Source organism: Facklamia sp. P12937 (assembly GCF_050409505.1).
Taxonomy (GTDB): domain Bacteria; phylum Bacillota; class Bacilli; order Lactobacillales; family Aerococcaceae; genus Facklamia.
In genome coordinates this window covers 36,567-59,621 of the sequence record NZ_JBNUPI010000012.1, presented here as the reverse complement: position 1 = coordinate 59,621, position 23,055 = coordinate 36,567, and the positions used below count along the sequence as shown (strand labels likewise).

The window sequence follows — 23,055 nt, the reverse complement described above, 5'->3', positions numbered from 1 at the left end:
TAATCGCATTTCTTCTGTTATAATATTTTTCATGGGAGCTTCCTTTCGCTAAGTTGTTTGTATATCTTTAGTGTAACAGAAGCTCCCTATTTTTATTTGTTTTATGTCACATATGTATTATCGTCTAACAATATTGCGAATAAGGCCGATATTATCAATAATTTTATTATTGTTGACTTTTATTCATTTAAACGAGATCTGATTATATAGTTTCATCAAAATAAAAAAAGGCTCATCAGCCTCCTTTTTAAAATTATTTTATAGAATCGATATAGTCACTTAATTTTTCAACCACTTGATCAATGGATAAGTCTGAAGTATCCATTTCAATAGCATCTTCTGCTTTTTGCAAAGGACTGTGTTGACGATTGCTATCGTAGTGGTCGCGTTTAATAATCTCAGCTTCAATCTCTTCTAGGGATTGGGTCTCCATGCCCTTAGTTAGATTTTCTTCATAGCGTCTTTGAGCTCTTACTAGACTGGAAGCTACAAGATAAAACTTAAGACTGGCATCTGGTAGAACTACCGTGCCAATATCTCGTCCGTCCATCACCACTGCTTCTTCACTAGCTATAGCTTGTTGCTGCTTGACTAAGGCTTGTCTGACCCTTAGATTAGCAGAAACCTTAGAAACATTTTGTGTCACTTCCACCGAACGAATTTCTTGACTGACATCATGCCCATTGATTAAAACTTTTTGTTGGTCGCCATCCATTTCAAAAGAAATTTTGACTGCTTGTAAAATTTCTCCTAAACGATGGGGATCATTAATATTTATTTTATTTAGCAAACAAGCTAGAGTGATTGCGCGATACATAGCGCCAGTATCGATATATGTCAGTTGGTATTTTTTTGCGATAAGTTTAGCGACGGTTGACTTACCAGAAGCCGCTGGGCCATCGATTGCAATTGAAAACATTGGTTAATTCCTTTCTCATAAAAAGGCTGAGAATTAACTCAGCCTTAACCTTCTTATTCTTTTATGGAATGACGATTTGTGAGCCTGGCATCAAAGTACCGTCAATTGTAGTTCCGTTGGCAGCAGCTAAGTCATAAACATCAACACCATAAGCTTGAGAGATTGACCACCATGATTCACCCGCACTTACGGTATGGTAAGTTGACGCTGCTTGTGGTTGAGCAGAAGTTTCAACTGCTGGTTGAGTCGGTACAGGCGCTTGAGTCGTAGTTGTTGCTTCGATTTCACGCGTAACAGCTTCAGTAGTTGTTGTCTTCTCTTCTTTGGTTGTCGTTGCTTCTTCAGTTGTGCTCTTACTTAGAACAACCTGTTCAGCCGTTTTACTTTCTAAAGGCTTATCACTCTTTTGTGAGTCGATATAAGCATACAATGCAAACGGGAAAATCAAAGTGAAAATCAAGAAGAATAGCAAAGCGTTTGATAAAACGGTTGCTTCCTGCTTCGGTTGATTTCTAGCCGAGCGTGAAAATTGACGATTCTTGAAATTTTCATCCTCACCAAACTTATTGTTCCATGGGGCAGTAAATTTTTTGGTTTTTGCTTTTTCATTTAAACCTTGATCCTTATCTTCAGGTTGATCAAAGCGTTCGTTATCCTTTGCCATCAAGCTTCCTCCTACACTAATCGATATTAAGATATCTATTCATAGCAACAAACCTAAAAAGGCTAGGTTAGCATATGAGTCCAATTTCTTATATTATAGCAAACTCTAAACTTGATGCAAACACAATTGACCTAAAAAAGTAAATTACTTATTGCTGTTGTAATATTCTAGTAGCAGAACGGTAACCTTTTCCTATGTAACCATCATAGAAGTTAATGCGGCGACCCAATATGGTCTTCATTGATTTAATGACAAAGATTTGACCGACAACCATGATTAAGCCCTTGATTAAATTGAATGGCACAATGACAGATAGGATATAAGTCATATAATCATCAATGGGAAAGTTCATGACTTTGACATAAATAGGTAAAGCCAGATAGTAATTAAAGCAAGCCATGGAGAGAGTTAAACTAAAGACAAGACTAAGAGAGATTAAAGAAAATTTAATAGCTTGCCCTTTTTCTTTTAAATACTTCAAAATGAAGTGGCTTGGTAAAAACATGGCTAAGGTCGCTGTCATACTCATTAACATCCCAATCGGAATACCAGCTTCCCCTCCCTTAAGGATATAATTAACCAAATCACGAATGAAGGCCACGGCAACTAGGCCTTGTGGTCCGTAAATTAACATACCAATTAAGGCCATAAGATCCGAAAAATCAACCTTAAGAAAAGGTGCAAATGGCAAGATTGGGAAGTCAAAAAAACGTAGAACGACTGCCCAAGCTCCTAAAATGGCTAAAAGTGTGACTTTCTGAACTTTTCGATTCTTCATAACGATTCTCCTTTTTTTACGTCTTTAGGAGGGTCCATTGATAAAAAAACCATCCACTCAAACTGAGAGGATGGTAGCCTAAATAAGCATAAACTTATCAATATCTTATCTTCTACCATCCAGACTTTACTGTCGGTACTGGAATTACACCAGTTCAACCTAGCCACAGCTAAGTTCGCGGACTCTACCGCCGGTCGGGAATTTCACCCTGCCCCGAAGACGTTATTTAATTTAAATGAATTATAGCATTTATCTCGGATTTAAGCAAGCTCTTATTCACTATCTAAAGCCATCTTACTTAATTTATCCACTTCAAAGGCAGTTAGCTCTCGCCACATACCCGGTTTCAAATTATCTAAGCCAAGAAAAGCAAAAGATTCGCGCTTCAATTTGAAGACGGGATATCCAATGGCTTCAAACATTTTCTTAACTTGATGGTTCCAGCCTTCATGGATGGTTAATTGGACAACGGCTGTACGATTATCTTGATTGCTAGAAATGAGACGAGCTCTAGCTTTGGAGGTCTTTTGACCATCAATCATTACGCCCTTTTCTAATTGTCTTAATTCCTTAGCTGTAGGAATGCCACCCAATTTCGCAATATATGTCTTATCAATCTGATGCTTAGGATGCATCATCTGATTGGCAAAGTCACCATCATTGGTTAATAAGAGTAAGCCTGTCGTATCAAAGTCTAATCTGCCAATCGGATAGATACGTTCTTCAATACCATGGATTAAATCGGTAACCACCGGACGGCCCTTGTCATCAGCCACAGCTGAAATATAGTTTTTTGGCTTGTAAAGTAAGATATAGCGCGGTTCTTCCTTATAAATAGGCACCTCGTCTACTTCAATACGGTCATTGCTGGTGACTTTGGTTCCTAATTCACGAACCACTTGTCCATTTACTTTGACGCGACCTTCTTTAATCATGTCTTCACATTTGCGTCGACTGGCAACCCCTGCGTGAGCCATAACTTTTTGTAGTCTTTCCATAGTTCCTCCTTATTCTTCTTGATCAAATAAATTAATTTCCCATCTTTTTAATGAAAAAAGTTCTTCTGAAGCGGTTTGACTGTTGAGGGCTAAATCTTCAATAGGTGGTAGATCCTCTAAGGAAGATAGCGCAAAGTAATTGAGGAAGTAATCGGTGACTCCATAAAGTATGGGTCTACCAGGCGCTTCTAACTTACCTACCTCCTTAATGAGGTCTCGGCTGACTAATTTTTGTAGCATGGCTTGGGAAGAAACGCCCCGAATTTCATCAATGGTCATGCGTGTAATCGGTTGACGGTAAGCTACGATAGCCAAGGTCTCAATAGCCGGTCGACTTAACTTTTGTTGCAGTGGCGATTGAGCAAAATTTTCAATCAAGGGGTCTAAGTCTGCTTGGGTTACATACAAGAAGCGTTCGCCAAATTGGACCAAATCAATTGGCGATAGTGGATGGTCTTTTAAAGTTTGCTGGACTTCTTCAATCATAGGCTTAATTTCTGTTGGTGAGAGATTTAAAAGAGCGGCTAACTCATTCAAGGTCACGCCTTCTTCCCCGGCAACAAAAATAATGCCTGCTATTTTTCTAAGCATAGCCTTCCTCCCTCAAACGCAGTTCAATGCTATCTAGATAACTTTCTTGTTGAAAAACCAGAACTTGCTTACGGACCATTTCTAAAACAGCAATAAATGTGGCAATAATTTCTGGTCGAGAGCCATTCGATAAAAGAGACGAAAAAGCAATGGATTGATTAGGCTTAATGGATTGAAATTGTTGCCGAATGGATTGCATTTTGTCCGTCACTGAAACTTGATCATGATGAACTTCTTTTTCTTTAGGTTGTCTTTGTTCTTGCGCTTGCAAAACGCTCTTCAAACTGGTTTGTAATTGCTCTAGCGAAAGCTCACCTTCTTCTAAGGGAATAAAAGCTATAAAGTTTGAAAGATCTGCCGCTGGTCTTGAATAGTGCTTACTACGATCCACTTGCATATCTTCTAAGGTGTCCGCTACTAGCTGAAATTGTTGATAAATGAGCAGTTGCTGAACCAGACCACTCCGCGGATCTTGGTCTTCTAAATCACCATCCAATTCATCCGGTTCAATGGGAATTAAGAGACGACTCTTGATCTCTAATAGAGTGGCCGCCATCACTAAATATTCTCCGACCTTATCGAGGTCTAATTCCTGCATCTGGTCAATATAAGCCAAATATTGGTCAGTAATTTCCGTCATGGGTATATCGTTAATATCGACTTCTAACTCTTTAATTAGGTGTAAAAGCAAATCAAACGGCCCTTGAAAGGCCGTTAATTTAAGGGTTAAGTCTTGATTGGTTCGATCCTCTTGCATTAATTGGCTTCCCCTTCACTATTTGCTTTTATCTGCTGACGATATTTCTCAGCAAACTGGGCAATCATATCTTGGGTTTCTGATTGAATGGAACCTGAGATTTGAATTTGTGGAAACATATCTTTAAGTTCTTTGAACAATTGATAATCCACGGACTCTCCTTCAAAGGAAGGAATAACCGATATAAGGTGAACGATTATTGTCGAAAGATTTTCTTGGGGATCCGTTTCAACTTTACGCTGCTCAATACCGATTAAACCAACGAAGTTGCTTGTTTCAGGATCTTTATATAAGTAAAGGTCGAAACCTTCTTGGTCGCGATATTTAGTTAAAATTTCGCCTGCTTGAGCCATTTGATCTTCACCTTCGCAAGTTAAACTTAAGAGTCCTAAGACAACTTTTTCATTCTTATGCGTTGAATGAACTAGCATTTTTTGCGACCTCCTATCTCTAATTAGATTTCCTTGAGATATTACCATGCAAAGACTGAAATTTCAACTTAAAGCTTTACAAAGTCCTATATTTGTTCAATCACTTGATAAATTAATTGCTTAAATCGTGGTTTCACTTCTCTAGAAACAGCCATCACTTCTTGGTGGTTAAGTGTCTCCTGCATACCGGCTGCATAGTTGGTAATACAAGACACTCCCAAGACTTCCAGCCCAGCATGTCTTGCTACAATAGCTTCGGGAACAGTAGACATTCCCACTGCATCGCCCCCCATCAAACGAATGGCTCTAATTTCAGCTGGGGTCTCATAAGAAGGACCGGTCATCCATGCATAAACTCCCTCTTGTAAACTAAAACCTAAACTTTTAGCTGTTTGATGTAGCAATTGAATGCCTCTTTTACTATAAGTTTGACTCATATCAACAAAGCGCGGACCTTGTGGATTGTTTTTACCAATCAAAGGATTTTCGCCTGTAAAATTAAGTTGATCCTTGATGACCATTAGATCTCCAGGTTTAAAACTATTATTAACCCCACCGGCTGCATTTGTAAGAATCAAACTTTCGACCCCTAATTCTTTAAAAATCCGAATCGGAAAGGTGATTGTTTCAAGGTCATAGCCTTCGTAATAGTGAAAACGTCCTTGTAATGCTATTACTTTTTGTCCAGCTAGGCTGCCATAGACCAATTGACCAGCATGACCTTCAACAGTTGATACTGGAAAACTTGGGATAGCTTCATAAGGGATTTTAACCGGATTTTTAATTTCATCTGCCAAATCTCCTAAACCAGAGCCTAGAATTAAACCAATTCGAGGGGCTACCATACCGTGGTCTTTTAAATATTCTAAGGTTTTTTGATACATAATCTTCTCCTATTTTAATTGTGCTAAAAACGACTGTCCTTGATCTGTCTGTTTAACACCAAAGTTATCAGAAATAGTGGCCGCGATATCAGCAAAGTGCTGCGCTTGTAGTTCACTTGCCGCTTTAAACTTTTTAGAATAGGCCAATAAAGGCACATATTCACGGGTATGATCGGTTCCCTTATAAGTCGGATCATTACCATGGTCGGCTGTGATTAATAACAAGTCCTCTTCATTCATGGCTTGAATTAGTTCAGGAATGCGGGCGTCGAAGTCTTCTAAGGCTTGACCATAGCCTTGAGGGTCACGACGGTGACCATATTTGGCATCGAAGTCCACTAAGTTGGTGAAGGATAGACCTTCAAAATCTTGCCCCATGACCTTGAGTAATTGATCGACACCGTCCATATTGGACTTAGTGCGAATCGCTTGAGTAATACCCGCTCCATTAAAGATGTCATTAATTTTGCCCACTGCAATGACCGATTTGCCGTCATCTTTTAAGAAATCAAGGGTCGTTTTGCCAAAGGGATCCAAGGCATAGTCATGACGATTGCTGGTTCTTTCGAAATTACCTATTTGACCGACATAAGGTCGGGCAATAATCCGACCAATCATGTAAGGATCTTCCAAAGTAATCTCACGGGCATATTCACAGACCTTGTAAAGTTCTTCTAAAGGAATGACTTCTTCGTGGGCAGCAATCTGTAAAACAGAATCGGCTGATGTATATACAATTAATGCCCCCGTTTCTAATTGCTCGGGTCCTAATTCTTTAATAATTTCGGTTCCAGAAGCCACCTTATTCCCAATTACCTTACGCTTAGCAAATTTTTCTAATTTTTCAATCAACTCTTGTGGGAAACCAGCTGGAAAGACTCTAAAGGGCTGGTCGATATAAAGACCCATCATTTCCCAGTGGCCAGTCATGGTGTCTTTACCAGCTGAACGTTCTTGTAATTTAGTCCAGTAGGCGGAAGCTTGATCGACGGCTTCTACCCCTTTGATGGTGTCAATTTTACCCAGACCCATTTGAGCCATATTTTTTAAGTTTAAATCAAAGTTTTCGGCAATGTGGCCTAAGGTGTGAACGTTAGAGTCTCCAAATTCTTCTGCATCGGGTGCTTGTCCAATTCCGACAGAATCCATAACGATTAAGTGTATTCTTTTAAACATTTTATTTCCTCCTTTAATCGCATCAAGCGCGTGGAAAGTTCTTACGGTAAACTTCCTGTAAGCGGTGATGTGAAATATGTGTATATATTTGAGTGGTCGATATGTCTGCATGACCCAACAGTTCTTGAACCATGCGTAAATCGGCACCATTTTCTAACAAATGAGTGGCAAAAGAGTGCCTCAACATGTGTGGTGAAACTCTTTGATTGACTCCTGCTTGTTGAACATACTTATTAAGATTTTTCCAGATGCCTTGGCGGGTGAAGGCCTTTCCTCTTTCTGTTAAGAAGAGAATCTGGCCTGCTTGAGCAGTCTTTTTACTAGCAAAAACACCTCGGGCATCTTGTAAGTATTGATCAACCCAATAGATGGCTTCATCCCCTAAGGGAATGATTCTTTCCTTATTGCCCTTACCTAAAGTTTGAACAAAACCCAAGTCTAAGTGTAAGTCAGCTAACTGAAGCTGAGTTAATTCACTCACACGTAGGCCACAAGCATAAAGGACTTCTAAAATGGCTCGGTCTCTTAAACCGGTTAAAGTGGCTATATTCGGTGCTTGAATAATGGCTTCCACTTCTTCCATTGATAGAACTTTAGGTAGGCTTTTGGCTTGCTTGGGTCCTTGAACTAATTGCAAGGGGTTTTGCTGGATAACCCCTTCTTTTAACAAATAATGAAAAAACTGTTTCATAGCTGATAAAAGCCGTGAAGTAGAAGATGTGGCATAATTTTGCTGGTGTAAATGGGCTAAAAACCCTTGCATGTAGCTATAATCGATTTGGTCTAAGCTTTGTGTAGCATGGTCTTGATGGTAGTTTATAAATTTTTTTAAATCTCTTACATAGGCTTGGATTGTATTTTTTGATTTGACTTGATCAATTTGTAAATAGCGCTTAAAATCCGTTAAATAATTTTGTAACTGTTGATTGACCGCCTTATTCATTTTCTGACGTCACCAAGTAAATCCCCTGATTAGCCTCTTGACGAATTTGCTTATTCTTCATTAAGGAACCGACCGCGCGCTTAAATTGTCCCTTAGAAATACCAAATTCTCGCTTAATAGCTTCAGGATCAGACTTGTCGTGATAAGGTAAAAAATGATTGGGCGTCTTTTCTAATAGACGTATTAACATAGTCGCATCATCGCTAATGGCTTCATGGGCTCTTGGTTTTAAGGACAAGTTTAAAGACCCATCACTTTGTACCTTGACTACCCGTCCCTTGATTTTTTGACCCAAACGCGGGGGTAACATCCATTCGCTCTCATGTATAAAGCTGCGGAAGTTCTCTTTAGAAATTGCCAAAGCTCCTACTAATTTCAATTGAAAAATGGTTACTTCTAAATCTTGATTCATCAAACGGTCAGCTGCCTTGATAAATAATTCTTCCATCTGGTCAAAACTTGCTAATTCGCCCCAAAAACGGTTCTTATTATCCACAGTCATTGTCAAGTAGAGCTGGTCCCCTTTTTGAGGCCATTGACTTTTATCATCTGGTAAATTATCCAAAGAAACTACTAGGTCCTTTTGATAAAGACCAATATCCACAAACACACCCAAGTCTTTACGCACTTGAGTTACTGTGCCCCAATCATAGTGACCACTAGCTGCCTTAGGAATGTCTAATTGAATACGGGCCTCACGATTCATATCCTCATAAATAAGCCCTTTAATTTGGTCGCCTAAGTGATAACTTTGACCTTGGATTTGATCCTTGTCTAAGCGAAAGGTTGTCCCTTCCACTTGCGCAAAATAACTGTTTTCATTCTCGTCACTTATCTTACATTCGGTAATTCTTCCTAATTTCATCTTTCATTCTCCTATCTGATCAAACTCTCTTCAAGCTGATTGAGCTATCCTAAAGTAAAGACCGACTCTATCCTAAGCAAAAGACAATTAATTCTAGTCGCTTAGTCTTCTATTAACAATTTTAACACATTCTGTAAGCAAAGAGAAAAGATGGCAAGCAAAAAGACATTTCTTCAGCCCATCAATAAATAAGCCAAGAAATGTCTTAAAATAAGTGTCTTAGATAGAACTCTGCTATACTAGATGGATACCGTTGCTCCGCGATAGATAATTCCACGACGAGCATCCACAGTAATCAGTTCATTTTGTTTAATAGCTTCCATAGCACCTTCTACTGCTACTACTACCGGTATGCCTCTTTCTAAGCCAAGAATAGCGGCATGGGAAGTAATACCTCCGCTTTCACAGATAATAGCGCCCACCCTTTCTAAGGCTGGAGTGTAATCACGGTCGGTCTGGCTAGTGACTAATACAGTATCTTCTTTGACATAAGCATTAGCCTCTTCAGCGGTATGAGCAATCACTGCCTTACCAATGAAGTTACCACTGCCAACACCTTGTCCTTCAGCTAACTTGGTTCCAATTAATTGAATCTTCATAATGTTGGTCGTGCCTTTTTCACCAACCGGAACGCCCGCAGTAATGATAATCAAGTCGCCTTCTTTAGCAAAACCTTGCCTTACTGCCATGGCTGAAGCAGAATCTAACATCTCGTCGGTTGAATCAGGCTTACCAATAACGAAAGGTTGAACCCCCCACACCAGTGTGAGTGAACGTTGTGCTTCTTCCTCAAAGGTAGCTGCTAAGATATTAGAAGACGGCCGGTATTTAGCAATCATGCGTGCCGTATAGCCAGAAGAGGTTGCTGCCACGATGGTTTGAATCCCCAGATTACGAGCAGTATGTCCCACCGCTTGACCAATAGCTTCAGTCAAGTCTGACTGATTGAATTTCTTCAAGGTAAAGGCATCCTGACCTAATAATTGTGATTCAGTCCGTTCACATATCTTAGCCATCATTTTCACAGCTTCTAAAGGATAATCCCCTGCCGCTGTTTCTCCAGAAAGCATGACAGCATCCGTTCCGTCAAAAATAGCATTGGCCACGTCTCCTGCTTCGGCTCGTGTAGGTCTAGGGTTTCTTTGCATAGAATCTAACATTTGTGTAGCTGTCACGACTGGAATACCTGCTCGATTACATTTCTTAATAATCATTTTTTGAATAAGGGGCACGTCTTCTGTTGGCACTTCGACCCCTAAATCTCCGCGGGCAACCATAATCCCATCCGATACTTCTATAATTTCATCAATATTATCGACACCCTGCCGGTTTTCAATTTTAGAGATAATCTTAATATTGGTCTTGTTTTCTTCTTCTAGAATAGCACGTATTTCCATCACATCATTTTGACGGCGCACAAAGGAGGCCGCTATAAAGTCAACATCTTGACGCGCGCCAAAACGAATATCTTGCTTGTCTTTTTCAGTGATACCCGCAATATTTAAAGAAATACCTGGTACATTAATACCCTTTTGTGATTTTAAGACACCTGAATTGACTACCACACAAGCAATTTCCTTGGCTTGATCATCAATGGCTTCGACTTCCAATTCAATTAAACCGTCATCGATTAGAATAAGCGAACCGATAGTCACATCATCAATTAAGCCTTCATAGGTGATAGAAAACTTATCAGCACTACCTAAAACCTCAGTCATCGCTATCCGGATTTTATGACCTTTTTCTAATAGAATGCCATTATTTTCCATCTTATGCGTTCTTATTTCAGGTCCCTTGGTATCTAATAAGATACCAGCTATAACACCGGCTTCTTGACGGGCCTCTTTAAATAAGTTGATATGGTTTAATTGCGATGCTTGATCACCGTGAGAAAAATTAAAACGGGCTACATTCATTCCTGCGTGAAGTAGATCGACCATTACTTTCTTTGATTGAGTTGCCGGCCCCATTGTGCCAACGATCTTTGTTTTCTTCATATTAACTCCTTTTCATGCTCAATAGCGATCCGTTAAGCTACGATTAATTTCGTACAAATCATCTCTTACTTTGTGCTTGGATTTGGTTAAGGTTTCAACGATGTCACAAACGGATAATTCTTCATTGGTAATGCCGACGAAAATACCCGATTGTCCGTGAAGAATTAAATCCACTGCCTTAGCACCCATTAATGTAGCAAAAACACGGTCACGACCTGTTGGATTACCCCCTCTTTGAATGTGGGAGAGGTTAACCCCACGAACACTTTGATCAGGGGCTTCTTTTTTGTATTCTTTGATAAATTCTTCCACGCCCATGACACCTTCGGCTAACACGATTAAAGCATGGTCTTTCCCATGACTAAGAGCCGTATTGACTCTGCGAGCAATGTCACCGATAAAGAAATCTTCTTCAGGAATAACAATGGCATCGGCTCCCACAGCCACTCCGGCCCATATAGCAATATCCCCCGCGTTACGTCCCATCACTTCGACTACAAAGGTACGGTTATGTGAGGCCGCTGTGTCAGAAATTTTATCGATGGCTTCAATCGCTGCCGACATGGCAGAGTCAAACCCTATCGTATATTCGGTCCCTGGAATATCATTATCAATGGTTCCTGGAATACCAATAGCTGGAAAACCTAATTTAGTAAGAGCTAGAGCTCCTTGGAAGGAGCCATCTCCTCCAATAACAATTAAGCCTTCAATTCCTAGGGATTCCATTTGTTGAATGGCTTTTTTTTGTACTTCTAACTGTTTAAATTCAGGGTACCTGGCTGAATAAAGGATGGTTCCTCCTCTACGAATGGCATGAGTGAGGTCGTTGATCCCTATTTTCCTATATTCACCTTCCACTAAACCTTTAAAACCGTGTTGAACACCTACTACCTCAATTTGATGATGGAGGCCCTGTTCAACAACAGCTCGAATAGCGGCGTTCATTCCGGGAGCGTCACCTCCACTTGTTAGCACTGCTAAACGTCTCATAAGTCACCTCTTCTTATTCATTAACTCTCTTAATAATATTTTAACATGAATTAAAAAGCCTGTCCGTTGATATGATTATCAGTCAGATTCATTATTTAAAATAGACATTATTTTCTCCAAAAAGAGCTTTTAACTCATCCACCACCCGATCTGCCATAGAAATATTATATAGAGACTCTAATTTCCAAGCATTGCGGTTGGCATCGACCATGATTATTTCTAAAGGACCTGGGTTTTCTACCGCTAAAGCTTTTAATTTTTCCACTAATTGCTGACTAGAAGCCCCGGCTAGTAATTTAATAAATACTTGACGAATTGGTGATGAATGGGATTGCTTTTCATCTTCTGGTAAGGGCAGTAATTTATCCAAAACAATTTGTGGCTGACCTTGTCGATCTAGGCTTAGTTGGCCTTGCAAAGCCACCACTTGACCCTCTTTGAGCTGGTGGCCAAATCGTTGATAACTTTCAGGGAAACTAACCAGAGAAATATTTTGACTGCCATCATTGAGACGGTAAAAAGCCATCTGGTCTTTTTTCTTAGTTTCAATGACTTTCATGTGCTCGATATAGGCTAGAACTTTTACTTTTTTACCTTTAGGCATTTTTAAGGATTTTAAAGCTCCAATAGATAGAAAGCTTTGATCTCCTTCAATCAGTTTTAAAAACTCATCAATAGGATGGCCAGCTAATTGCAAGCCTAGTACTTCACGCTGACGCTTGAGTAAATGGGCTTTAGGCCACTCTCTGACCAAATTAATTTTAGGTTCAATCTCTTTTAATAAGTTAATATGATTGCCTGAAATCTTGCGAAATTGAATAAAATGTTCTAAGTTCTCGGTCAAGGTCGCTCGTGTGTAACCAAAGGTGTCGAGTGCACCGGCATCTATTAGCGCTTGAATTAAATTGGTCTTTAGAAATTTAAGGGGCATCCGTGATAGAAAGTTTTGGAAATCGGTAAAAGGCCCAGCTAAATTGCGCTCATCTAAAATGACTTGACAAAAATCATGTCTGAGTCCATTGATAGCCATTAAACCAATTCGAATAGCCCCTTTTTCAATTTTAAAATTAGTATGTGAGCGATTGATATCCACCATTAAAAAGGGTCCTACCGTACGTTTGGCATCTAATAGGTATTCATCCAAACTTTGATGAATTGATCGCCCATGGTTTAAGAGGGCTGTAAAGAACTCTAATGGATAGTGAACCTTTAAATAAGCTAGTTGGTAGGCCAAAGTCGAATAAACAGCAGCGTGCGCCCGATTAAAACCATAATTGGCAAATTGATAAATATAATGGAAAACTTGCTGACTGGTTTGACTATCCAGTCCACGCTCTTGACAACCCTTTAGAAAAGCAACTTGTTGGTCTTTCATTAGGTCCATCTCTTTTTTACCCATGGCTCTTCTCAAGAGGTCGGCTTGCCCTAAACTAAAACCAGCCAACTTTTGGCAGATTTGCATAACTTGCTCTTGATAAACGATAATTCCGTAGGTTTTTTGTAAAATTCCTTCTAAAAGCGGATGGATATAATCAATTTTTTCCTTACCATGCTTGCGGTTGATAAAATGAGAAATTTGTTGCATAGGCCCCGGTCGGTATAAAGCATTGACTGCGATAATATCTTCAAAACTTTCCGGTTTTAATCTTCTTAAAACTTGGCGAATTCCTTCAGATTCAAACTGGAAGACTCCTTGGGTGTTAGCTTCTTGGAAAAGTCTTAAAGTGGCTGAATCCTCACGATCAATGGCATCGATGTCAATGGCTAAGCCTTGATTTTGCTTAATTAAATTCAAAATAGTATCTAGGATTTGTAAGTTTTTCAAGCCCAGAAAGTCCATTTTTAACAAACCTACTCGTTCGACATCTTCCATATCAAATTGCGTAAGCTGTATTTGGCCTTCTCTTGTTGTAACGGGCACCCAGCGACTCAAATCTTGATCGGCAATCACAACTCCTGAAGCATGGGTAGAAGTATGTCGTGGCAAGCCCTCAATGGTGAGAGCAGTTTTAAAAATTTGTTCATTTACAGAATCTTCAGCAATTAACTGTCTTAAAGCGCTAGACTTTTGATAAGCATCCTGCAAGCGGATGGACACTTCAGTTGGTATGGTCTTGGACCAGCGATCTTGCACCATTTTAGGATAGGACAAGACTCTGAGGGTGTCGCGTAGTGATTGCTTGGCCCCAAAACTACCGAAAGTCACCAATTGAGCTACCTGCTGGCTGCCATATTTTTGGGCGACATAACGAAGCACTTGGTCTCTTTTATCATCTGGAATATCGATATCAATATCGGGCATATTGTAGCGTTCAGGATTTAAAAAGCGTTCAAAGAGTAAATCATATTCTATCGGGTCTATCTTAGTAATTCCTAATAGATAGGCTACTAAAGAGCCAGCAGCAGACCCTCGCCCTGGACCCGTTCGGATATTATATTCATAACAAAAGGCCATAATTTCCCAAACAATTAAGAAATAATCATTGAAACCCATTTGATCGATGGTAGTTAATTCATGGTCTAAGCGTTCTTGATAAATGGGCACTTGATCAATTTTTAACTCTGCTAGCTTGTTTTGACATAGGTGTTTTAAATAGTCTTTAGCAGCTATATTATTTGGTGTTTTAAATTTAGGTAGGAGCGACTGATTAATGGGCAGCTGCACTTGCATACGTTCTTCCAAAGCATGACTATTGGTGACTACCTGCTCCAGTCCCTTTTGTAAATACAAGTCTTCTAATTCATTACGGCCGTATAAATAATGAGACGTCCGATAGGTCATAATTGAAGGATCCAAGCTTTCACCGCGATCAATCGCTTGTAAAATCCTTATAGCAAAACCTTCTTCACTGGTGAGACTTTCGACTGCTTGGTTACAAACCATCTTTAATTGGTGGTTACGAGCAAATTGAGATAGCCATGAAACTTCTAATTCATTGAAGGGATAAATCGAAAGTCCTAGATAAAAATTGTCTTGCGGAAAAATATGAAGCCAAGACTGAAGAATCGCTTGTCCTGCTTCAAAATTCTCATGTAGAAGGGCTTGTTCTAATTCTCCCTTCTTGCCGGCAGTAATGATAACCAATGATTGGCTAGCTTCTTTCATCAGATGATCGATTTGCTGATAATCTGGATGGCTTTGGTTGATTAATTTAGAAAGTTGAATCAAAGCTAAATAGCCCTGGTAATTCAGGGCATAAAGAATTATAGGATAGCTTTGACTTTGGTCCAGGCGTCCCGGCAAGTTCAAGCTAAGCCCTATCATGGCATGAAGGTCTGCTTTTTGGCAGGCTAGGTAAAACTTAAGACTAGCATGTAAGACTCCTTGATCGGCTAAGCCAAGATGCGTGTAGCCTAGGGACTTAGCTTTAGCTACATATTGATTTAAATCAAGGGTGGATTGCAATAAAGAATAAGAGCTACGAACATTGAATAGCATTTGCTTTTCTCACCTTCCACTGTGTTTATTTAGAGAATGAACATCGCATCTCCAAAACTAAAGAAACGATATTTATGATCCACTGCGTGTTGATAGGCTTGTAAAATTTTATCGCGATCATAAAAGGCTGAAACCAACATAACTAAGGTTGATTGCGGTAAGTGGAAATTAGTAATTAAATGGTCAACTGCTTGAAATTTAAAACCTGGCGTGATAAAAATATCCGTCCAACCAGAAGCTGGCACAATTTGCCCTTGATGGTCACGTGCAATTGTTTCCAAAGTGCGCACAGAGGTTGTACCGACTGCTGTGATCTTGCCACCTCTTTTACGAATGTTTTGAATTTTTTCAGCCGATTCTGGGCTGATTTGATAATATTCAGCGTGCATTTGGTGTTGGTCAATCTTTTCTACAAAAACAGGTCGGAAGGTTCCCAAGCCAACATGCAGCACAATCGGAATAATCTCAATGCCTTTATTTATTGCCTCTTGCATTAGTTCTTGAGTAAAGTGCAAGCCAGCTGTTGGAGCAGCAGCCGAACCATTTTGCTTCGCATAGACCGTTTGATAGCGATCTGGATCATCCAATTTTTCCTTTATATAAGGTGGTAAAGGCATTTGACCTAGGGATTCTAACACTTCTAGGAAAACACCTTGATAAGAAAACTCAATAACTCTTCCTCCGTCTTCCTTATGTTCGATAATTGTTCCCACTAATTGGGCTTGGTCGCCAAAATGTAAGACGGTCCCTAAACGAGCTCTTTTACCTGGTTTAACTAGACATTCCCATTGGTCACCTTGGGTGTTTTTTAATAAAAGGACCTCAATATGTCCCCCGGTATCCGGTTTAACACCAAATAAACGCGCGGGAATAACTCTGGTTTCATTAATTACTAAGCCATCCCCAGGCTTTAAATAATCAAGCATATGTTTAAAGTCTGTATCGATTGTTTGCTGACTTTGACGGTCTAAGACCAACATACGCGATGATGAGCGGTCCTTTAAGGGAGTTTGAGCAATCAATTCTTCTGGTAAATGATAATCAAAATCTTTAGTTGTATAAGTCATCGTTTTCTTCTTTCTATTTTTCTTTCAGGGGATAATTTAAATGGCGATATGTTAATTCGGTAACCATCCGTCCTCGAGGCGTACGCTTAATAAAGCCTTGTTGGACAAGATAAGGTTCATACATATCTTCCAAGGTCACGATATCTTCTCCAATGTTGGCAGCAAGGGTGGCAATTCCAACCGGTCCTCCACCATAAAATTCAATCATCGTCTTTAAAAGTTTACGATCAAGCGGGTCTAAGCCCAAAGCATCAATTTGTAAGACTTTTAAAGCTTCTTTGGTATCTTTGATATGAATATTGCCATCGCCATGAACTTGTGCAAAATCGCGCACCCGTCTTAACATACGGTTAACTATTCTTGGCGTGCCACGACTTCTTACGGCCAATTCTTTACTGGCTTGATCATCGATGTCGATTTGAAAGACTCTGGCAGACCGTTTAACGATTTTTTCTAAATCTTTGACCTCATAGTACTGCATGTGGGCCATAATGCCAAAGCGATCACGCAGGGGTTGGGTAAGCATCCCCGCCCGTGTGGTTGCTCCTATTAAAGTAAAGGGTGGCAATTCAAAATGAATGGGCTGGGAACTAGCTCCTTGTCCAATAACAATATCGACATAATAATCTTCCATGGCTGAGTAAAGTACTTCTTCAACAATGCGAGGTAAGCGGTGAATTTCATCAATAAAAAGAATATCGCCAGCATCCAGTTCATTAAGAATGGCTAATAAATCACCCGGTCGCTCAATAGCTGGGCCTGAAGTTGTTTGAATTTTAACGTCTAACTCATTGGCAATCACCATGGCAAGAGTGGTTTTACCTAAGCCAGGAGGCCCATAGAGTAAGACATGATCGAGCGCTTCTGATCGCTTCAAGGCTGCTTGAATATAGACATTCAATTCGTTTTTAACCTTCGATTGACCGATATAATCTTTTAATAATTGGGGTCTCAAAGTGGTAAGCTGTTGATCATCTTCACTCAAGCTTTCACTTGATACAAATCTTTCTTGATCCATATTGATTCCTTTCTCTTGCTTATTTTATTAAGAGCTTAAAGGCTAAACTCAAACCTTCTTGGGTTGATTGGATGGCTTCTTTTTCTATTTTTGGCATGATGCGCTTAATCTCACGCTTAGAATAGCCTAAACCATCTAAGGCTTGTTTTACTTCTTCTAAATAACTATTTTTAGCTGTTGGTAAGTCTTCACTTTCTTTCATTTGACTCAAATCAAGCTTACCTTGTAAGTCTAAAATCATTTGCTGGGCTGTTTTTTTACCCACCCCTGGGAACTTCATTAAATACTTGGCATCAGCCGATTCAATAGCTTGCACCAAGCCCACTTGATCATCTAACGCTAGAATGGATAGAGCCGACTTGGGGCCAATACCGGAAACTTTATTCAATTGTAAAAAGAGGTTCTTTTCAGCCTCGTCCATAAAACCATATAGGAGCATTGCATCTTCTCTGACTACTAATTCGATAAAGAGTGTGATACTTTCTTGCATCTTTTCTTGCCAACGGAAAGGATTAGCACACCAGATTTGGTAACCTATACCATTAGCTTCTAGAACTAAGTAAGTGGGTTGAATCTGCTTAACTTGTCCTTGAATGTATTGATACATTAACTATTCCACCCATTTCTTATAATCGCTATAACCTGCTTGGTCCATCTCCTCATAAGGAATAAAGCGTAAAGCGGCTGAGTTAATACAGTATCTCAAGCCTCCTTTATCCTTTGGCCCATCATTAAAGACATGGCCCAAATGAGAATCCGCTTGCTTGGAGCGAACTTCCGTTCGAGGTCTGGATAATTTATGGTCTTCTAATTCTTGCAATTCAGTTCCCTTAACTGGTTGAGTAAAGGATGGCCAGCCACAGCCAGCATCAAACTTATCCTTACTCGAAAATAAGGGTTCTCCTGACACAATATCAACGTAAATGCCTTTTTGGTCAAACTGGTCATATTTACCGCTAAAAGGTCTTTCAGTACCTGCTTCTTGTGTCACATGGTATTGAATGGGGTCTAATTTTTTAATTTTATCTTGATAATCTTTTTTAGTCATTTTCTCTTCCTCCTAAATGATGATCTTGAATACGTTTAAACAGTTTTTCAATAGTGGTCGGATCGAATTCGATAAATACTGGACGACCATGGGGACAATGCAATGGATCTTGCAAATCGTTCATTTCAGCAAGTAGATGAATGGCCTCACTGTCTGCTAGGCGATGGTTGGCCTTAATAGCACCACGACAAGACTGCATGATAATGCTCGCTTCTTTCAATTGATTAACTGAAAGATCTTCTTGCCGGCTCAAACGGTCTAATAAGTCTGGTACTATCTGGTCCAATTCATCGGCTTCTAACCAGGTGGGATGACTTTGCATTTGATAGGATTTAGGACCAAAAGCTTGTAAGTGAATCCCTATTTCGGCCAAACGGTCGCTGTATTCTTCTGCCGTTTGCGCCGTTTTTAAATCAAAACTAAATAACTTGGGCATCAAAAAATCCTGCTGCTGGTCAACATCCACTTGGTCAGCCATTAATTTTTCATAACGGACTCTCTCTTGGGCAGCGTGTTGATCAATTAAGTAGAAAGAAGAAGGACCTTCAGCAATTAAATAGGTGCCATGAATCTGACCTACATAGCGTAGCTGACTAAAATCAATCATCTTTGGTTTTTCTTGTTGATCCAATGCCTCTTTTTCTACTGCTTGAGAGCTTAATGCTTCCATCATCCCTTGAGGCTTTTCAGTTGGGAAGTCACTGACTTTTGTGTACTCATCCATTTTTATCTGGTTAGAATCAGGACGAGACAGCTCTATAGCTTGCTTATCTTCTGCTAGATGGGATGTTTGGCTGATCCAGTCTAATTGCCCCTTATTTTGTTGGTAGAAACGAGTAGGTCTAAATAGGCTGTCTCCTGCTTCAGGAATGGCGCGGTTTTGTAATAAGCTTGCTTGAACGGCTTGAGTTAATAGTTTAGCCAGTTCCGCTTCCTTACTTAAGCGAATAGTCTGTTTGGTAGGATGCACATTGACATCTACCAAGCGAGGATCCGTTGTTATTTGAATAAAACTCAAAGGAAAACGACCGATCATTAACTGCTTGCCATAAGCCTTGATCAACACATTATTAAGAAAAGGACTCTTGACTGTTCGACCATTGACCATCCAGTGAATATAATTGCGACTAGTTCGAGTCAAGGTGGGTGGTGAGATCAATCCTTCTAGGTCAAACTCTATGTCCGATTGCTTGAAGGCTAGCATTTCTCTTGCTTGCTGGGGTGAGTACAGTTGAGCAATGGTTTGCTTCAAATCCCCCTTACCGACCGTTTGTAGCAAACGATCTCCATCTGAAATTAAAGTAAAAGAAATATTTGGATAGGCTATAGCTAAATTCTGGATTACCTTAAGAATATGACGCATTTCAGTTTGCAGACTGGCTAAATGCTTGAGTCGGGCTGGTGTATTATAAAAAATTGAATCCACTTGCACGGTAGTCCCATTACGGGGCGGGCAAGAACCTTGATTGATTATTTTTGAATTTTCAACTTCAATAAAATGACCACTTTGACTGGCTTGGTTTGCTTCATTCCAAGTCGACTCAATTCTGATTTTGGCTACTGAAGCTATAGAAGCTAGGGCCTCTCCTCTAAATCCTAAAGAAGTAATCTGAAAAAGGTCTGGTAGGGAATATATTTTACTGGTCGCATGAGCTAAAACGGATTGGTGAAGATCTTCTTCCACCATTCCTTGACCATTATCAATCACTATAATTTGTTGAATACCCGCTTCTTTTACTTCCACTTGAATCTGATCTGCTTTGGCATCAATGGCGTTTTCACACAATTCTTTAACGACTGAAGCCGGTCTTTCAACCACTTCTCCGGCTGCAATCTGATTGGCTAGAGCAATATCCATTTGTTTAATAATTCCCATTGTGGCCTCCTTTCTTTATTTCAATTCTTGTTTTAATTGGGCTAAGAAATTTAAAGCATCTAGGGGGGTCATTTGATTAACATCTACTGCTTCAAGAGCCGTTTCAATCTTCGAAGAGCTTTCTTTAGTTTGCTCTTCTTCAGGGATTGGCAAGAGATCTATTGGATCAACTTGATGGTTGCGTAAATGCTTGGCATTAGCTTCTAACTCATCCAACACCACTTGACTTTGTCGCAAGACTGATTCCGGCAGGCCTGCTAAGCGTCCTACATGAATGCCGTAGGACTTATCCGCTGGTCCAGCTAAGATCTTATAGAGAAAGACTAAATGACCGGCTTCTTCCACTGCTCCAACATGAATGTTTTTTATTTGAGAAAGTGTTTGGTCAAGGTCCGTTAATTCATGATAATGGGTAGAGAAGATGGTAGCAGCCCCCACTTTTTGAGCAATATGGTAAAGAATCGCTTCCGCTAGGGCAATACCGTCGAAGGTGGCGGTTCCTCTACCAATCTCATCAAAGAGGATAAGACTGCGGTCTGTGGCGTTTTGTAAGGCATAATTGGTCTCTATCATTTCTACCATAAAGGTAGATTGCCCACTGGTTAAATCATCAGAAGATCCAATCCGAGTAAAGATTTGATCGACTAAGGGCAGTCTCGCCTCTTTAGCAGGGACAAAACAACCGATTTGATTAAGAATCACACTGTAGGCGATTTGACGCATATAAGTCGACTTGCCCGACATATTAGGTCCGGTTAATAGTAGAACAAATTGATCTTGGTCTAAGTCAAAGTCATTGGCGATAAACTTAGCGCGTCCGATTAACTTCTCCAAAACGGGATGACGACTTTCTTTTATTTCAAAATCTTTTCTTTGATCAGACAGATGAGCTTGGGTGAAGTTTTCTTCCTCACTTAATTCAGCAAAAGAACATAAAACATCTAGAGTGGCTACCGCTTGTGCCAATTCTTGCAGTTGGCTAGAATAGGTATTTAAACGATTGCGTAATTCAATAAAGAGATGGTACTCCAACTTTTCAGCCTTTTCCTGGGCCCCCAGAATGGTACTTTCTATTTGTTTAAGTTCGTCTGTAATATAGCGTTCATTGTTAGCTAACGTTTGCTTGCGGACATAAGTCGGATCGTCAAAGTCTTGTGCTTGCAGACGGCTCATCTCTAGGTAATAGCCAAAGACTTTATTATAGCCTACTTTTAGGGTTTTTAGGCCGGTTCTTTGACGTTCACGCTCTTGATAATCAATTAGCCAACTTTCACCATTATCTAAAGCATCACGATAACCATCCAACTGCTTATGATAGCGGTCTTTAATGATTCTACCTTCTGTTAATGAAATCGGTGGATTATCGACCAAGGCTTCATTAATAATAGCCAAAAGCTCATTAAATTCAGGCAAGGCTTGAAATTGATCCACTGAATCCATGCTTTCGTTCAATTGTTGGAGATACTGATTAAGAAGAGGTATTTGTTTTAAAGACTGGCGCAATTGGTCAACTTCTCTAGCATTGGCAGTCTGTAAAGATAGTTTTGTTACCAAGCGTTCAAGGTCATAGATATTTTTTAAAATATTGATTAATTCAAGGCGAAGAAAGTAATGATTAATTAAACCGGCTACCTTTTGATGGCGGCTAATTAAAGCTTGTTTTTGTAATAAGGGTTTATCTAACCACTGATGTAATAGTCTTCCTCCCATGGCCGTTTGCGTGCGGTCTATCAGCCACAATAAAGACCCTTTTCGCTTTTGAGTTCTTAAAGATTCGGTTAATTCTAATTGCACCTTAGTGTATTGATTCATCTGTAAATAGGCAGATAGGGTGTATTCTTCTACCTCTTTTAAATAATCAAAAGCATGGGGTTGTATCGATTGGAGATAAGCTGATAAGTATTTTAAAAGTTCCGTTTGAACAGGGCTTGCCTCTTTTAGCTTAAAGAAATTTTCTGTTAAAGCGGCAGGTGTAAAGGTTGATTTAAAAGCCGTAATCCTTTCTTGCAGTAGGCTCAGTTCTTCTTGGCTAAAACCTGATCTTCCTTCCTCATCGATAATCCACTCACTGGGTTTAACCGTTTGAATTTCACTGACAAATTGATTCCAATCTTCTGTTTGAGTCATCCGACTTTGACCCGTTGAAATATCAACATAAACCAAATGGTAAGTGTTTTTTGCTTTTAAAAAAGCGGCTAGGTAATTATTTTCTTTGTGTTTGAGTGCTTGGTCGACCAAAATGGTTCCTGGTGTAATAATTTGAACAACATCTCTTTTGACCATCCCTTTGGTGAGTCGTGGATCTTCTAATTGTTCACAAATAGCCACTTTATAGCCTTCTTGGATTAAACGACGGATATATTCGGTGGCTGAATGATAAGGAACCCCACACATGGGCACTGGATCTTGGGCTTTTTTATTACGGGAAGTCAGCGTGATTTCTAATACTCTTGCAGCAGTAATAGCATCTTCATAAAACATTTCATAAAAATCGCCTAAACGAAAAAACAAGATGGAATCTTGATGCTTGGCTTTAATGGATAGATATTGTTGCATCATAGGGGTTTCTTTACTTGACATGGCTACTCATCCTCTAGTTCATTTAATCGTTGAT

Annotated in this window: 20 protein-coding genes and 1 riboswitch; all 20 genes read right to left on the bottom strand. The window is 39.7% G+C overall.

The features are described from left to right. Window positions 1-253: 253 nt before the first annotated feature. The 20 genes from cmk to mutS all read right to left on the bottom strand — a co-directional run bounded on the left by cmk (window position 254) and on the right by mutS (window position 23,021). Window positions 254-919, bottom strand: coding sequence for a (d)CMP kinase (gene cmk, locus ACQV2R_RS05845; RefSeq protein ID WP_428873712.1), 666 nt, complete (start codon window positions 917-919; stop codon window positions 254-256). A 61-nt stretch (window positions 920-980) separates the two neighbouring features. Continuing rightward, on the bottom strand, window positions 981-1,583 hold the full coding sequence (locus tag ACQV2R_RS05840; RefSeq protein WP_428873713.1) for a LysM peptidoglycan-binding domain-containing protein: 603 nt from the start codon (window positions 1,581-1,583) through the stop codon (window positions 981-983). 148 nt (window positions 1,584-1,731) lie between these two features. Beyond that, the gene (locus ACQV2R_RS05835) at window positions 1,732-2,361 is read right to left on the bottom strand and encodes an ECF transporter S component (protein WP_428876360.1); all 630 of its coding nucleotides are present in this window, start codon (window positions 2,359-2,361) and stop codon (window positions 1,732-1,734) included. A gap of 103 nt (window positions 2,362-2,464) precedes the next feature. Next, window positions 2,465-2,586: riboswitch (FMN riboswitch) on the bottom strand. Between the two features lie 47 nt (window positions 2,587-2,633). Next, the gene (locus ACQV2R_RS05830; protein ID WP_428873716.1) at window positions 2,634-3,359 is read right to left on the bottom strand and encodes a pseudouridine synthase; all 726 of its coding nucleotides are present in this window, start codon (window positions 3,357-3,359) and stop codon (window positions 2,634-2,636) included. Between the two features lie 9 nt (window positions 3,360-3,368). Further along, window positions 3,369-3,950, bottom strand: a complete 582-nt coding sequence (scpB, locus tag ACQV2R_RS05825) for an SMC-Scp complex subunit ScpB (protein ID WP_428873717.1) — start codon at window positions 3,948-3,950, stop codon at window positions 3,369-3,371. Beyond that, the gene (locus ACQV2R_RS05820; RefSeq protein WP_428891944.1) at window positions 3,943-4,707 is read right to left on the bottom strand and encodes a segregation and condensation protein A; all 765 of its coding nucleotides are present in this window, start codon (window positions 4,705-4,707) and stop codon (window positions 3,943-3,945) included. The genes scpB and ACQV2R_RS05820 overlap by 8 nt, the downstream gene beginning before the upstream one ends. Further along, window positions 4,707-5,138, bottom strand: coding sequence for a hypothetical protein (locus ACQV2R_RS05815; RefSeq protein ID WP_428873719.1), 432 nt, complete (start codon window positions 5,136-5,138; stop codon window positions 4,707-4,709). Before ACQV2R_RS05815 ends, ACQV2R_RS05820 begins: the two co-directional genes overlap by 1 nt. A gap of 86 nt (window positions 5,139-5,224) precedes the next feature. Beyond that, a complete protein-coding gene (locus ACQV2R_RS05810; protein ID WP_428874794.1) occupies window positions 5,225-6,022 on the bottom strand; it encodes a purine-nucleoside phosphorylase in 798 nt (265 codons plus the stop codon). Window positions 6,023-6,031: 9 nt separating this feature from the next. After that, window positions 6,032-7,198: a phosphopentomutase gene (gene deoB / locus ACQV2R_RS05805; protein ID WP_428891943.1), complete on the bottom strand. Its 1,167-nt coding sequence runs from the start codon at window positions 7,196-7,198 to the stop codon at window positions 6,032-6,034. A gap of 22 nt (window positions 7,199-7,220) precedes the next feature. Then, the gene (gene xerD / locus ACQV2R_RS05800) at window positions 7,221-8,141 is read right to left on the bottom strand and encodes a site-specific tyrosine recombinase XerD (protein WP_428891942.1); all 921 of its coding nucleotides are present in this window, start codon (window positions 8,139-8,141) and stop codon (window positions 7,221-7,223) included. Next, on the bottom strand, window positions 8,134-9,006 hold the full coding sequence (locus tag ACQV2R_RS05795) for a CvfB family protein (RefSeq protein ID WP_428873724.1): 873 nt from the start codon (window positions 9,004-9,006) through the stop codon (window positions 8,134-8,136). Before ACQV2R_RS05795 ends, xerD begins: the two co-directional genes overlap by 8 nt. Window positions 9,007-9,245: 239 nt before the next feature. Next, on the bottom strand, window positions 9,246-11,003 hold the full coding sequence (pyk, locus tag ACQV2R_RS05790; protein WP_428873725.1) for a pyruvate kinase: 1,758 nt from the start codon (window positions 11,001-11,003) through the stop codon (window positions 9,246-9,248). A gap of 18 nt (window positions 11,004-11,021) precedes the next feature. Continuing rightward, the gene (locus tag ACQV2R_RS05785; RefSeq protein WP_428873726.1) at window positions 11,022-11,993 is read right to left on the bottom strand and encodes an ATP-dependent 6-phosphofructokinase; all 972 of its coding nucleotides are present in this window, start codon (window positions 11,991-11,993) and stop codon (window positions 11,022-11,024) included. 91 nt (window positions 11,994-12,084) lie between these two features. Continuing rightward, window positions 12,085-15,432 (bottom strand): DNA polymerase III subunit alpha, encoded by a 3,348-nt coding sequence (dnaE, locus tag ACQV2R_RS05780; RefSeq protein WP_428891941.1) that lies wholly within the window; start codon window positions 15,430-15,432, stop codon window positions 12,085-12,087. Window positions 15,433-15,461: 29 nt separating this feature from the next. Continuing rightward, entirely contained in the window at window positions 15,462-16,499 is a 1,038-nt protein-coding gene (gene queA, locus ACQV2R_RS05775) for a tRNA preQ1(34) S-adenosylmethionine ribosyltransferase-isomerase QueA (protein WP_428873728.1), read from the bottom strand. A gap of 13 nt (window positions 16,500-16,512) precedes the next feature. Further along, window positions 16,513-17,517: a Holliday junction branch migration DNA helicase RuvB gene (gene ruvB / locus ACQV2R_RS05770; protein ID WP_428873729.1), complete on the bottom strand. Its 1,005-nt coding sequence runs from the start codon at window positions 17,515-17,517 to the stop codon at window positions 16,513-16,515. A gap of 19 nt (window positions 17,518-17,536) precedes the next feature. Then, window positions 17,537-18,124, bottom strand: a complete 588-nt coding sequence (gene ruvA, locus ACQV2R_RS05765) for a Holliday junction branch migration protein RuvA (protein ID WP_428891940.1) — start codon at window positions 18,122-18,124, stop codon at window positions 17,537-17,539. A 3-nt stretch (window positions 18,125-18,127) separates the two neighbouring features. Continuing rightward, window positions 18,128-18,565: a peptide-methionine (R)-S-oxide reductase MsrB gene (gene msrB, locus ACQV2R_RS05760; RefSeq protein WP_428876364.1), complete on the bottom strand. Its 438-nt coding sequence runs from the start codon at window positions 18,563-18,565 to the stop codon at window positions 18,128-18,130. Next, entirely contained in the window at window positions 18,558-20,441 is a 1,884-nt protein-coding gene (gene mutL / locus ACQV2R_RS05755; protein ID WP_428891939.1) for a DNA mismatch repair endonuclease MutL, read from the bottom strand. The genes msrB and mutL overlap by 8 nt, the downstream gene beginning before the upstream one ends. 15 nt (window positions 20,442-20,456) lie before the next feature. Continuing rightward, window positions 20,457-23,021: a DNA mismatch repair protein MutS gene (mutS, locus tag ACQV2R_RS05750; protein WP_428876365.1), complete on the bottom strand. Its 2,565-nt coding sequence runs from the start codon at window positions 23,019-23,021 to the stop codon at window positions 20,457-20,459. Window positions 23,022-23,055: the final 34 nt, after the last annotated feature.